Here is a 12987-nt window from a genome sequence, read left to right on the forward strand (position 1 = left end):
GCAGTTTATGGTATAAAGTCGCGCTTGTTAAGCGCCGCCCCCACTGAGTGAGGGCGAATTTTTATCTCAAAAACCACACATACTCCGACACATACAGCGGGGTGCCCGGTTGACAGGGGTTGCTGTATGGGGGGTATGGAGGCCCAACCCGAGAGGATATCTCATGGCAGACGTTACCATGCGCCAGATGCTGGAAGCCGGCGTGCACTTCGGACATCAGACCCGCTTCTGGAACCCCAAAATGGCGCCGTTCATCTTCGGTGAACGCAGCAAGATCCACATCATCAACCTGGAAAAGACCCTCCCGCTGTACAACGAGGCGATGAACTACCTCGGCAGCCTTGCCGCCAAGGGCGGGAGCATCCTGTTCGTCGGCACCAAGCGCTCGGCCCGTGATGCCATCGCCGAGGAGGCGCAGCGCTGCGGCATGCCCTACGTCAGTCACCGCTGGCTCGGCGGCATGCTCACCAACTACAAGACCGTGCGCCAGTCCATCCGCCGGCTCAAGGACCTGGAGGCCATGTCCACCGACGGCACCTTCGAGCAGGTCGGCAAGAAGGAGGCGCTGATGCTGCGCCGCGAGATGGAGAAGCTCGAGCGCAGCCTGGGCGGTATCAAGAACATGAAGGGCATCCCCGATGCCATGTTCGTCATCGATGTCGGCCACGAGAAGATCGCCGTCAGCGAGGCCAGGAAACTGGGCGTGCCCGTCATCGGCGTGGTGGACACCAACAATTCCATCAACGGCATCGACTACGTGATCCCCGGCAATGACGATGCCATTCGTGCCATCCGCCTCTATGTGCAGGGTGCAGCCGATGCCGTACTGGCCGGGCGCGGCACCGCCGTGCGCATTCCCGAGGGCGAGGACGACTTCGTCGAGGTCGACGAGGCCGGCGGGGAAGGCGCCGAAGCCAAGGCCTGAGCCGAAGCGCCAAGGAACCCCTGAACAATCACCCTTTCCGTCATCCCCGCGAAAGCGGGGATCCAGGGGTTTCAGAGACATGGATGCCCGCCTGCGCGGGCATGACGAATCAACCCAAGGTTCTCGACTCAAGTCGACCATCCCGTGGATGACGATAGTTGGCACCTTTATCCAGACCCTGCCAACGACGGGGTTAAAAAGATTTCAGGAGTAGCGTCATGGCAATCTCTGCAGCACAAGTGAAAGAACTTCGCGAGCGCACCGGCTCCGGCATGATGGAGTGCAAGAAGGCGCTGACCGAGGCCGGCGGCGATATGGACGCCGCCATCGAGGTTCTGCGCAAGGCCGGGCTGGCCAAGGCCGACAAGAAGGCAGGCCGGGTGGCCGCCGAAGGCCTGATCGTGATCGAGGCCGGCGAGGACGGCAAGCAGGCCGCCCTGGTCGAGGTCAACAGCGAGACCGACTTCGTCGCCAAGAAGGACGAGTTCCGCGACTTCGCCGAGAAGGTCGCCAAACGCGTGCTGGCCAGCCAGCCGGCGGATCTGGATGCCCTGCTGGCCATGCCGCTGAGCGATGCCGACAGCCAGAGCATCGAGGAGGCGCGCAAGGCGCTGGTCGCCAAACTGGGCGAGAACATTGCCGTGCGCCGCTTCGTCACCGTCTCCACTGACGGCTATCTGGGCGCCTATCTGCACGGTACCCGCATCGGCGTGCTGGTAGAACTGGCCGACGCCAACCCCGACCTGGCCCGGGATCTGGCCATGCACGTGGCCGCCAGCCGTCCGGCCGCGGTCGACGAGCAGGACGTCCCGGCCGAGATGCTGGCCAAGGAGCGCGAGATCATCGAGGCCCAGGCCGCCGAGAGCGGCAAGCCGGCCGACATCGTCGAGAAGATGGTCCAGGGCCGCATCAACAAGTATCTCAAGGAGATCACCCTGCTGGGCCAGCCCTTCGTCAAGGATCCGGACACCAGCGTTGCCAAGCTGCTGGAGCAGGCCGGCACCCGGGTGCTCGGCTTCAACCGCATGGAACTCGGCGAGGGCATCGAGAAGAAGCAGGAAAACTTCGCCGACGAAGTGATGGCGCAGGTGCGCGGCGAATAAGCCGGTCGGGTTCAAACCGGCCGCTGCCGGAGCATGCCGAGATGGGGCCGCACTGCGGCCCCATTGCATGCGTGGCATTTCAGTGCAAAAAGACCGACAATAGCGCTGCCCCGTCGGGGATGTATTAAAGTCAAAAATCAGATTTTCCTTTTAATGCTCTGATAAAGAAGATTTTTATGCCTGACACTTATCGGCGGATCCTGCTCAAGCTCAGTGGCGAGGCCCTGATGGGCCCGATGGAGTCGGGGATCGATCCTGCGACCCTGAACCGGTTTGCGACCGAGATCAGCGATCTGCTGAAGGAGGGGGTTCAGGTCGGTCTGGTGATCGGCGGCGGCAACATCTTCCGCGGTGCGGGTCTGGCCGCCGCCGGCATGGACCGGGTCAAGGGCGATCAGATGGGCATGCTGGCCACGGTGATGAACTCGCTGGCCATGCAGGATGCGCTGATCCGGCTGGGTTCTCCCTGTCGGCTGATGACGGCCTTCAGCGTGGGTACACTGAGCGAGCCGTTCGATCGCGACCGCGCCATTCGCCATCTGGAGCAGGGGCGGGCGGTGATCTTCGCCGGCGGCACCGGCAATCCCTATTTCACCACCGATTCCGCCGCCAGCCTGCGGGCCATCGAGATCCAGGCGGATATCCTGTTCAAGGCCACCCAGGTCGATGGCGTCTATTCGGACGATCCCAAGCGCAATCCCGATGCCGAACGGTTCGAGCATCTGAGCTATGACGAGGCCATTGATCGTCGGCTCATGGTCATGGATACCACCGCGCTGGCGCTGTGTCGTGAGAACAGGCTGCCGCTGCAGGTATTCAACATTCACGAACCGGGCAATCTGCGCCGCGCGGCCACGGGCGAAGCGATCGGGACCCGGGTGGAATGACGTTATGAATGCAACGATGGTTAGCCAAACAGGAGTCGCGTCGTGATCGATGAAATCACCCAGGACGCCAGGACCCGGATGGGCAAGAGCGTCGAGGCGCTGAAGACCGAGATGTCCAAGATCCGCACCGGGCGCGCCCATCCCAGCCTGCTCGAGCACATCACCGTGGAGTACTACGGCAGCGAGGTGCCGCTCAACCAGGTGGCCAACATCAATGTAGAGGATGCCCGCACCCTGGTGGTCACACCCTGGGAGAAGCCGATGGTGTCCAAGGTGGAGAAGGCCATTCTGGAATCCGACCTGGGCCTGAACCCGGCCGTGGCCGGCACGGTGATGCGCATCCCGATGCCGCCCCTGACCGAGGAGCGGCGCCGCGATCTGATCAAGGTGGTGCGCAGCGAGGCCGAGGGCGCCAAGGTGGCGATCCGCAACATCCGCCGCGATGCCATGAACGACTTCAAGGAACTGCTCAAGGACAAGGAGATTTCCGAGGACGAGGAGCGGCGCGCCGGCGAGGCCATCCAGAAACTCACCGATCAGTATGTGGCCAAGGTCGACGAGGTTCTGGCCACCAAGGAAAAGGACCTGATGGAGATCTGAGCGCGCCGACGTCATGACCGATATCCGCCACCTGGACCCGAAGCCGACCGCGGCCGAGTTGCCCCGGCACCTTGCCATCATCATGGACGGCAACGGCCGCTGGGCGCGCCGTCACGGCATGCCGCGCCCGGCCGGCCACCGCGAGGGGGTCAAGGCCGTGCGCCGGGTGGTGGAGGCCTGCCGCAAGCGCGGTATCGCCGCACTCACCCTGTTCGCCTTCAGCAGCGAGAACTGGCGCCGGCCGGCGACCGAGGTCAAGCTGTTGATGGATCTGTTCATCAATACTCTGCGCAAGGAGATCGAGGATCTGCACGCCAACGGTGTGCGGGTACGCTTCATCGGCGATCGCAGCGCTTTTTCCGCCAGGCTGTGCCGGCTGATGGAGGAATCCGAGCAGCGCACCCGCGACAATCCCGGCATGCAGCTGGCCATCGCGGTCAACTACGGCGGCCGCTGGGACATCGTCGAGGCTGCCAGGCAGCTGGCCGTGCGGGTCCGGGCCGGGGAACTCGCGCCGGAACAGATCGATGCCGAGACCTTCGCCCGCGGCCTGTCCCTGGCCGATCTGCCCGAACCCGACCTGTTCATCCGCACCGGTGGCGAGCAGCGCATCAGCAACTACCTGCTGTGGCAACTGGCCTACACCGAACTCTATTTCACCGACCTGCTGTGGCCGGACTTCGATGCCCTGGTCCTGGAGGAGGCGCTGGCCTGGTACGCCGGACGCCAGCGCCGCTTCGGTCAGACCGGGGAGCAGGTGGAGCGCATCCAGGGTGCTTAAGCAGCGTTTGATCACAGCGCTGATTCTGTTGCCGCTGGTCGTCTGGGGCGTGCTGGCCCTGCCCACCCCGGCCTTTGCCGCGGCAGTTGCCGCTGTGCTGGTACTGGGCGCCTGGGAATGGGCGCGTCTGATCCCGCTGCCGGTGCTGCCGCTGCGGCTGGGCTTTGCCCTGCTCGCAGCGGTGCTGTTCTACGCGGCCTGGGGCAGCGGCTGGGCGGTCACGGCCCGTGAACCGCTGCTGCTCGCAGGCACCGCCTGGTGGCTGCTGGCGCTGGCCTGGCTGGCCCGGGTCGACTGGAGCCGCGGGCGGATGCTGATCAAGGGGCTGGCCGCGGTGCCGGCGCTGGTGCCGGCCTGGATCGCCCTGGTCGCGCTGCACGGGACGGGGCAGGGCGGCTACTGGGTGCTGTACCTGCTGGTGCTGATCTGGGTCGCCGACAGCGCGGCCTATTTCTCCGGCCGCCGCTTCGGCCGCCGCAAGCTGGCCCCGCGCATCAGTCCGGGCAAGACCTGGGAAGGGGTCGCTGGGGCCCTGCTGGCCTGTGCCGTGCTGGCCGTGGCCGTGAGCCTGGTGCCGAACTGGACCGCGCGCCAGCAGCTGCTCTTCGTACTGTTGAACCTGGTCGCCGTGGCTCTGTCCATTGTGGGTGACCTGTTCATCAGCGCACTCAAGCGCCAGGTCGGGGTCAAGGACAGTGGCCGACTCATTCCCGGCCACGGCGGCGTGCTGGACCGTGTCGACAGCCTGCTGGCCGCGCCGCCGGTGTTCGTCGGCGGGCTGCTCTACCTCGGACTGATGCCGGACTGATCATGGCGGATAGTGACACCAAGACAGGCGTGACCCTGCTCGGGGCAACCGGCTCCATCGGCCTGAGCACCCTCGACGTCCTGGCCCGGCACCCCGAACGCTATCGGCTCGTTGCCGTGACCGCCAACACCGACGTCGCGGGTATGCTGCGTATCTGCGAGCGGCAGCGGCCCGAGTTAGCCGTAATGGCGGACACTGCTGCGGCCGAACGCCTGGAGACTGCGCTGCGCCGCGGCGGCAGCGACACCCGGGTACTGGCGGGCAACGACGGCCTGGTGCAGGTCGCCACGCTGGACGCGGTCGACTCTGTCATGGCGGCCATCGTCGGTGCCGCCGGCCTGCCGCCCACGCTGGCTGCCGCCGCCGCCGGCAAGACGGTGCTGCTGGCCAACAAGGAGGCGCTGGTCATGTCCGGCGCCCTGTTCATGGAGCAGGTGCGCCGCCACCGCGCCACCCTGCTGCCCATCGATTCCGAGCACAATGCCGTGTTCCAGTGCATGCCCGACGGCTACATCGCCGGTCAGCCGCCGCAGGGCGTGCGCCGTATCCTGCTCACCGCCTCCGGCGGTCCCTTCCGCACCCGCCGCCTCGATGAACTGGCCGGGGTCACGCCGGCCGAGGCGGTGGCGCACCCGAACTGGGATATGGGGCGCAAGATCTCGGTCGATTCCGCCACCATGATGAACAAGGGCCTGGAGGTGATCGAGGCCTGCTGGCTGTTCGCCATCGAGGTCGACCGGGTGGAGGTGGTGCTGCATCCGCAGAGCGTGATTCACTCGCTCGTGGACTATGACGACGGTTCGGTCCTGGCCCAGCTGGGCAATCCCGACATGCGCACGCCCATTGCCCATGCCCTGGCCTGGCCGCAGCGCATCGCCTCGGGCGTGGCGCCGCTGGACCTGGTCGGGGTGGGGCGGCTGGACTTCGAAGCGCCGGATCTGGACCGCTTCCCCTGCCTGCGCCTGGCCTACGAGGCCATTCGCGCCGGGGGTACCGCGCCGGCCATCCTCAATGCCGCCAACGAGGTCGCGGTGGCGGCCTTTCTCGATGAAGGGCTGGCCTTCACCTCCATCCCGGAGGTGATCGAGGCTGTGCTCGGGCGGATCGCGCCGCAGCCGGCCGGCAGCCTGGAGGCCGTGCTCGCGGCCGACGCGACCGCCCGCGAAGCGGCGCGCGAACTGTGCGCCCGCGGACGCCGGCAGGCGGTCTCGTGAACGGCATCCTGTTCACCATCGCCGCCTTCGTCGTCGCCATCGGCCTGCTGGTGACGGTGCATGAATTCGGCCACTTCTGGGTGGCGCGGCGCATGGGCGTGAAGGTGCTGCGCTTCTCCATCGGCTTCGGCAAACCGCTCTGGTCGCGGCGCTGGGGCACGGACCGCACCGAGTTCGTCATCGCCGCCATTCCGCTGGGCGGCTACGTGAAGATGCTGGACGAGCGCGAGGCGCCGGTGCCCGAGCGGGAACTGGGACGGGCCTTCAACCGCAAGCCGGTGCTGGCGCGGATCGCGGTCGTGGCCGCGGGCCCGCTCTTTAATTTCCTGTTCGCCATCCTGGCCTACTGGTTCCTGTTCGTCAGCGGTGTGCCCGGGCTCAAGCCGGTCATCGACACCCCGCCGCCGGGCTCGCCGGCCGCCGAGGCCGGGCTGGTACAGCAAGATCGACTGCTCAGCATCGACGGCCGCGACATCCCGTCCTGGAACGAGGCCATGATCGCGTTGCTCGACGGGGCGCTGGACGCGCGCCAGCTGAACCTGCAGGTGGCCTCACCCGCGGGTGATATACGCAGCCTGACGCTGGACCTTGGCCAGGTAGCGGGTCTGCTTGATCGCGGTGACATCACCGACAAGCTCGGACTGTTGCCGTGGCGGCCGGCATTGCCGCCGGTGATGGCCGAGATCCTGCCCGGCAGTCCGGCCGAACGCGCCGGGCTGCAGCCGGGCGACCGGGTGATCGAGGCCAATGGCGAACCCATCGCGACCTGGTCCGACTGGGTCGATTTCGTCAGCGCCCGGCCGGCGAAGATCATCGATACCCTGATCGAACGCGACGGCGAGCGGCTGCAGATCAAGCTCATCCCGGAGCGCAGGCAGGTCGAGGACGCGGTGATCGGGCGCATCGGCGCCGGCCCCGAGATCCCGCCCGGTTACGGCGAGGATCTGCGCACCACGGTCCGCTACGGGCCGCTGGACTCGGCAGGCCGCAGCCTGGCGCGCACCGGCGAGATGAGCGTGTTGATGCTGCGCACCCTGTGGAAGATGCTCATCGGCCAGGCCTCGGTGGAGAATATCAGCGGGCCCCTGACCATCGCCCAGTACGCGGGGCAGACCGCCAGCATCGGCCTGACGGCATTCGTCGGTCTGCTGGCGCTGGTGAGCATCAGCCTGGGCGTGCTCAATCTGCTGCCCATTCCGGTACTGGATGGCGGCCACCTGATGTATTACCTTATTGAGCTTTTGCGGGGCAGGCCGGTCTCGGAACAGACCGAGGCGCTGGGTCAGCGTATCGGTCTGGCGCTGCTGCTGGCGTTGATGACGCTGGCAATCTTCAATGACTTTGCCCGCCTGCTGCGCTGATGGCGACGCACAACCTCTTGGACTGAAGAATAATCTCTATGCGACCTACTGCCCTGGTTCTGTTTCTGACGTGGCTGCTGCCGCTGGCCGCACACGCCTTCACGTCCTTCGTCGTGGAGGACATCCGCGTCGAGGGGCTGCAGCGCATCTCGGCCGGGACCGTGTTCAACTATCTCCCGGTCAAGACCGGCGAGACCCTCGACGAGGCGCGTTCGGAGCAGGCGATCCGGGCGCTGTTCCGCACCGGCTTCTTCCAGGATGTTCAGTTGGAGCGCGACGGCAGCGTGCTGGTGGTCTCGCTGGTCGAGCGCCCGGCCATTTCCAGCATCGAGATCAGCGGCAACAAGGACATCGAGAGCGAGCCGCTGCTGGACTCGCTCAAGCAGATCGGCTTTGCCGAGGGTCGGGTATTCAACCGCTCGCTGCTGGAGAAGGTCGAGCAGGAATTGCGGGTGCAGTACTTTTCGCGCGGCAAGTACGGAGTCAAGATCACCACCACCGTCACGCCGCTGGAGCGCAACCGGGTGGGGATCACCATCGACGTCTCCGAGGGCAAGGCCGCCCGGATCAGGCAGATCAATATCGTCGGCAACGAGGTCTATGACGACGAGACCTTGTTGGATGAGTTCGAATTGAGCACGCCGACCCTGCTGTCCTTCTATACCGGCAAGGATCAGTACTCCAAGCGCAAGCTGGCCGGCGACCTGGAAACCCTGCGCTCCTTCTACCTCGATCGCGGTTATCTGAACTTCAATATCGATTCCACCCAGGTGTCGATCACCCCGGACAAGCAGGATATCTACATCACCATCAACCTGCAGGAGGGGGCGCAGTACCGCATCAAGGAAGTGCGGTTGTCGGGAGACCTGGTGGTTGACGCCGAGGAGTTGTTTCCGCTGGTCGGGGTCAATGCCGGAGAAATCTTTTCGCGCAAGCGGGTGTCCGACACGGTCGAGCGCATCAGCGAGTATCTGGGCAACGAGGGTTATGCCTTTGCCAACGTGAATACCATTCCGGATGTCGATGAGGAGAGCAAGGAGGTGCAGGTGACCTTCTTCGTCGACCCCGGCAAGCGTGTCTATGTGCGCCGCATCGACATGCGCGGCAATACCAAGACCCGCGACGAGGTGCTGCGCCGGGAGATGCGCCAGATGGAGCGCGGCTGGTTCTCGGCCTCGGCAGTGGAGCGCTCGCGTACCCGCCTGGATCGGCTGGGCTTCTTCGAGGAGGTCAATGTCGAGACCCCGGCGGTCCCGGGCGCGCCCGACCAGGTGGATGTCAACTTCTCGGTCAAGGAGCGCCCCTCGGGCAACCTGATCCTGGGCGTGGGCTACGCCCAGTCCTCGGGGCTGCTGCTCAATGCCAGCGTCAGTCAGAACAACTTCCTCGGGACGGGCAAACGGCTGTCGGTGAATTTCAACAACAGCGACTACGACACCCTGTACAGCTTCAACTATTCCAACCCCTATTACACCATCGACGGCATCAGCCGCGGCTTCGGCGCCTTCTACCGCGAGACCGATGCGGCCGAAGCCAATATCGCCGAATACAATGTCGATTCCTTCGGCGGCAATGTCAGCCATGGCATTCCCATCAGCGAATTCAACCAGATCCGGCTCAATGTCGAGTACGAGCACATCGAACTGGGCACGACGATCATCTCGCCCTTTATCGTCGAGGACTTCATCAATGCGGAGGGGGATACCTTCGATACCCTCAAGCTGACCGGCAGCTGGTCATATGATTCACGTAACCGTGCGATCTTCGCCGATCGGGGCACGCTGCAGAGTGTGTCGGCCGAGGTGACCGTGCCGGGGCTGGACCTGCAGTACTACAAGCTCAATCTGCGCCAGCAGGTATTCCTGCCGCTGACCGAACTGTTCACACTCTCGCTCAACGCCGAGATAGGCTACGGCGGGGCTTATGGCGATTTCGACGCGCTGCCCTTCTTCGAAAACTTCTTCGCCGGCGGCGTGCGCACGGTGCGCGGCTGGGAGGACAATACCCTCGGCCCGCGTGACGCCCGCTTCAACGACCCCATCGGCGGTGCCTTCAAGACGGTGGGCAATGTGGAACTGATCTTCCCGCCGCCCTTCTTCGCCGATTCCAACTCGTTCCGCATGCTCGGCTTTTTCGATATCGGCAATGTCTATGAAGACGTGGATGACTTCGATGCGAACGAACTGCGCTATTCTGTCGGTGTCGGCGCGACCTGGCTGTCTCCGCTGGGGGCGTTGACCTTCAGTCTGGCCCAGCCGCTCAATGACGAGCCCGAGGACGATGTGCAGGTGTTCCAGTTCACCGTGGGCACGAATTTCTGAGCAAGCGCTGATTTATTCGTCATGCCCGCAAAAGTGGGCATCCATGTCCTGAAACCACTGGATTCCCGCCTTCGCGGGAATGACGGAAGGGGAAATAATCAGAGATTCCCTGAGCTATCAACCCGGCAGCCTGATATGTCGGGCCCGGACAACGAAACTGAGGAGTGGTATCAGTCATGAACAAGCTTATGCGTATCTTCGCCCTGTCCCTGCTGGTGTTGCCCCTGTCGGTGCTGGCCGAGGTCAAGGTGGGTTTCGTCAATACCGCCAAGCTGATGGAGGAGGCCCCGCAGGCCCAGGATGCCAGCAAGCAGATGGAAACCGAATTCGCTCCGCGCGAGAAGGAGTTGATCTCCCTGCAGCGCGAGATCAAGCAGATGGAGGACAAGCTGACCCGTGACGGCGCGGTGATGAGCGAGTCCGAGCGCAGCAAGGCCGAACGCGAACTGCTCAACCAGAAGCGGGATCTGAAACGCTCGCAGGACGAGTTCCGTGAGGATCTGAATATCCGCCGCAACGAACTGCTGGCGAGGCTGCAGAAGGAGCTCAACGATGCCATCGTCGCCCTGGCCAAGGCGGAGGGCTATGACCTGGTGCTGTTCGAGGGCGTCGTCTTCGCCAGCGACCGCATCGATATTACCGATGCCGTGCTGGAACAGCTGCGGCGCGGGGGCAACTGATCCGGGGCGCTGCTTTGACCTGGACGCTTGAGGCGCTGGCGCGTCAACTGGAAGTGCGCCTGGTCGGAGACGGCGCCACCTGCATCGACGGCGTCTGCACCCTGCAGCAGGGCCGCGAGGGCGGCCTGAGCTTCCTGGCGAATACGGCTTACCGCAAATACCTCCACAATACCCGGGCCAGCGCAGTCATCGTCGCGGACGAGGATCTGGCCGACTGCCCGGTGCCGGCGCTGGTCAGCGACAACCCCTATGCCACGTATGCCCGCGCCGCGACCCTGCTGAGTGAACTTCCTGCGCCCGCGCCCGGGGTGCATCCCAGCGCCGTGGTGCATCCTCAGGCGCAGGTCGACACCTCGGCAAGTGTCGGCCCACTTTGTGTTATCGAAGCAGGTGCGGTCATCGGTGAGGACTGTGTGCTCGGCCCCAATTGCCTGGTCGGCCGCGGTGCGCGTGTGGGTGCCGGCACCCGGCTGGTGGCCAATGTCACCCTGTGTCACGAGGTCAGGCTGGGCCGGGGCTGTCTGCTGCATCCCGGCGTGGTGATCGGCAGTGACGGTTTCGGCATCGCCAAGGATCAGGGCCGCTGGCTCAAGGTGCCGCAGCTGGGCGGGGTGGAGATCGGCGATGATGTCGAGATCGGCGCCAACACCACGGTCGATCGCGGCGCGCTGGAGAACACGGTCATTGCCGGCGGCGCCAAGCTCGACAATCAGATCCAGGTGGCGCACAACGTCCATATCGGCGAACATACCGCCGTTGCCGGCTGTGTGGGTATCTCCGGCAGTGCGCGCATCGGCAGCCACTGCCTGCTGGCCGGCGGTGTGGGCGTGGTGGGGCACCTGGAGATTGCCGACCACACGGTGGTGACCGGCATGTCCATGGTCACCCGCTCCATCACCGAGGCGGGTGTGTATTCCTCCGGACTCGCCGCCATGCCGGCGGATAAATGGAACCGTATCCAGGCCCGCCTGCGGCGTCTCGATGACATGGCCCGGCGGCTGCAGAGTCTGGAACAACAGCTGACCGCGCTGCGGGACGGCGCAATCGATAAGAAATCACCGGACAACGAGAATGACTGACACTTTAATGGACATCAATGAAATCATGCGGGAGTTGCCGCATCGCTATCCTTTTCTGCTGATCGACCGGGTCACCGAATACGTCGCCGGCGAACACCTGGTGGGCTACAAGAACGTCAGTTTCAACGAGCCCTTCTTCAACGGGCACTTTCCGGAAAAACCCATCATGCCCGGTGTGCTCGTCATCGAGGCGCTGGCCCAGGCCACCGGTCTGCTGGCCTTCCGCAGTATGGGCCGGGAAGGGCGCAGGGAGAACGTACTCTACTACCTGGTGGGCGTGGACAAGGCCCGCTTCAAGCGTCCGGTCGAGCCGGGCGATCAACTGATGCTGCATGTGCGGGTGAAGAACACCCGGCGCGGCATCTGGGTGTTCGAGGCCGAGGCGAAGGTGGACGGCAAGCTCGCCGCCAGCGCCGAACTCATGTGCACCGAGAGGGCAGTCGAATCTTGATTCATGCCCAGGCCCTGGTCGATCCCGGCGCGATGCTGGCGACCGGGGTGGAGGTCGGACCCTTCAGCGTGATCGGCCCTGACGTGAGCATCGAGGCGGGCACGGTCATCGGCCCGCACGTGGTCATCAACGGGCCCACCCGCATCGGCCGCGACAACCGTATCTACCAGTTCGCCTCCATCGGCGAGGCGCCGCAGGACAAGAAATACGCCGGCGAGCCCACCGAACTGGTCATCGGTAACCACAACACCATCCGCGAAGGGGTCACCATCCATCGCGGGACCGTGCAGGATCGCGGCCGCACCACCCTTGGCGATGACAACTGGATCATGGCCTATGTGCATATCGCCCACGACTGCGATGTCGGCAGTCATACCATCCTTGCCAACAATACCGCCCTGGCCGGGCACGTGCGGGTCGGTGACCATGCCATCCTCGGCGGCTTCACCCTGGTGCACCAGTTCTGCGCCATCGGCGCCCATGCCTTCACCGCCTTCGGCAGCGTGATCGGCAAGGATGTGCCGCCCTTCATGATGGTTTCCGGTCATCCCGCCCATGTCCACGGGCTCAACAGCGAAGGCCTGAAGCGGCGCAATTTCTCCGCCGGCAGCCTGCGCGCACTCAAGCAGGCCTACCGGACGCTGTATCGCAGCGGCCTGCCGCTGGAACAGGCGCTGGTCCAGCTGCAGGCGGAGCAGGGCGGGGATGCGCAGGTGCAGTCTCTGATCGCCTTTCTGCAGCAGCAGACCCGCGGCATCGTGCGCTGAAGATTCAGCT

The 12987-nt window shown here is 64.8% G+C and carries 13 protein-coding genes; all 13 read left to right on the plus strand.

The window, feature by feature from the left end:
* The first annotated feature begins 163 nt into the window (after positions 1-163).
* The 13 genes from rpsB to lpxA all read left to right on the plus strand — a co-directional run bounded on the left by rpsB (position 164) and on the right by lpxA (position 12977).
* Positions 164-925 carry a 30S ribosomal protein S2 gene (gene rpsB, locus COW1_RS02890; protein ID WP_096366549.1) on the plus strand — a complete coding sequence of 254 codons (762 nt, stop codon included), beginning with the start codon at positions 164-166 and terminating at the stop codon, positions 923-925.
* A 218-nt stretch (positions 926-1143) separates the two neighbouring features.
* A complete protein-coding gene (gene tsf, locus COW1_RS02895; RefSeq protein WP_096366548.1) occupies positions 1144-2028 on the plus strand; it encodes a translation elongation factor Ts in 885 nt (294 codons plus the stop codon).
* A gap of 176 nt (positions 2029-2204) precedes the next feature.
* Positions 2205-2915, plus strand: coding sequence for a UMP kinase (gene pyrH / locus COW1_RS02900; protein WP_096366547.1), 711 nt, complete (start codon positions 2205-2207; stop codon positions 2913-2915).
* Between the two features lie 42 nt (positions 2916-2957).
* Positions 2958-3515: a ribosome recycling factor gene (frr, locus tag COW1_RS02905; RefSeq protein WP_096366546.1), complete on the plus strand. Its 558-nt coding sequence runs from the start codon at positions 2958-2960 to the stop codon at positions 3513-3515.
* 13 nt (positions 3516-3528) lie between these two features.
* Positions 3529-4296, plus strand: a complete 768-nt coding sequence (gene uppS / locus COW1_RS02910; RefSeq protein WP_096366545.1) for a polyprenyl diphosphate synthase — start codon at positions 3529-3531, stop codon at positions 4294-4296.
* Entirely contained in the window at positions 4289-5104 is an 816-nt protein-coding gene (locus COW1_RS02915; protein WP_096366544.1) for a phosphatidate cytidylyltransferase, read from the plus strand. Before uppS ends, COW1_RS02915 begins: the two co-directional genes overlap by 8 nt.
* Before the next feature lie 2 nt (positions 5105-5106).
* Positions 5107-6318 carry a 1-deoxy-D-xylulose-5-phosphate reductoisomerase gene (ispC, locus tag COW1_RS02920; RefSeq protein WP_201345375.1) on the plus strand — a complete coding sequence of 404 codons (1212 nt, stop codon included), beginning with the start codon at positions 5107-5109 and terminating at the stop codon, positions 6316-6318.
* Positions 6315-7679 carry an RIP metalloprotease RseP gene (gene rseP / locus COW1_RS02925; protein ID WP_201345376.1) on the plus strand — a complete coding sequence of 455 codons (1365 nt, stop codon included), beginning with the start codon at positions 6315-6317 and terminating at the stop codon, positions 7677-7679. Before ispC ends, rseP begins: the two co-directional genes overlap by 4 nt.
* Before the next feature lie 38 nt (positions 7680-7717).
* Entirely contained in the window at positions 7718-10000 is a 2283-nt protein-coding gene (gene bamA, locus COW1_RS02930) for an outer membrane protein assembly factor BamA (protein ID WP_096366541.1), read from the plus strand.
* Between the two features lie 176 nt (positions 10001-10176).
* Positions 10177-10680, plus strand: coding sequence for an OmpH family outer membrane protein (locus COW1_RS02935; RefSeq protein ID WP_096366540.1), 504 nt, complete (start codon positions 10177-10179; stop codon positions 10678-10680).
* Between the two features lie 14 nt (positions 10681-10694).
* Positions 10695-11759 (plus strand): UDP-3-O-(3-hydroxymyristoyl)glucosamine N-acyltransferase, encoded by a 1065-nt coding sequence (lpxD, locus tag COW1_RS02940; protein WP_231971498.1) that lies wholly within the window; start codon positions 10695-10697, stop codon positions 11757-11759.
* Positions 11752-12210, plus strand: coding sequence for a 3-hydroxyacyl-ACP dehydratase FabZ (fabZ, locus tag COW1_RS02945; RefSeq protein ID WP_096366538.1), 459 nt, complete (start codon positions 11752-11754; stop codon positions 12208-12210). The genes lpxD and fabZ overlap by 8 nt, the downstream gene beginning before the upstream one ends.
* Positions 12207-12977, plus strand: coding sequence for an acyl-ACP--UDP-N-acetylglucosamine O-acyltransferase (gene lpxA, locus COW1_RS02950; RefSeq protein ID WP_096366537.1), 771 nt, complete (start codon positions 12207-12209; stop codon positions 12975-12977). The genes fabZ and lpxA overlap by 4 nt, the downstream gene beginning before the upstream one ends.
* The last annotated feature ends 10 nt before the right edge of the window (positions 12978-12987 follow it).

Source organism: Thiohalobacter sp. COW1 (genome assembly GCF_016629505.1).
GTDB lineage: Bacteria > Pseudomonadota > Gammaproteobacteria > Thiohalobacterales > Thiohalobacteraceae > Thiohalobacter > Thiohalobacter thiocyanaticus_A.

What these genes read in the sequence shown, in the direction of transcription:
- ispC (WP_201345375.1), top strand. Translation starts at nt 5,107, where the DNA reads ATGGCGGATAGTGACACCAAGACAGGCGTGACCCTGCTCGGGGCAACC.
- fabZ (WP_096366538.1), top strand. Translation starts at nt 11,752, where the DNA reads ATGACTGACACTTTAATGGACATCAATGAAATCATGCGGGAGTTGCCG.
- tsf (WP_096366548.1), top strand. Translation starts at nt 1,144, where the DNA reads ATGGCAATCTCTGCAGCACAAGTGAAAGAACTTCGCGAGCGCACCGGC.
- COW1_RS02935 (WP_096366540.1), top strand. Translation starts at nt 10,177, where the DNA reads ATGAACAAGCTTATGCGTATCTTCGCCCTGTCCCTGCTGGTGTTGCCC.
- bamA (WP_096366541.1), top strand. Translation starts at nt 7,718, where the DNA reads ATGCGACCTACTGCCCTGGTTCTGTTTCTGACGTGGCTGCTGCCGCTG.
- uppS (WP_096366545.1), top strand. Translation starts at nt 3,529, where the DNA reads ATGACCGATATCCGCCACCTGGACCCGAAGCCGACCGCGGCCGAGTTG.
- pyrH (WP_096366547.1), top strand. Translation starts at nt 2,205, where the DNA reads ATGCCTGACACTTATCGGCGGATCCTGCTCAAGCTCAGTGGCGAGGCC.
- rpsB (WP_096366549.1), top strand. Translation starts at nt 164, where the DNA reads ATGGCAGACGTTACCATGCGCCAGATGCTGGAAGCCGGCGTGCACTTC.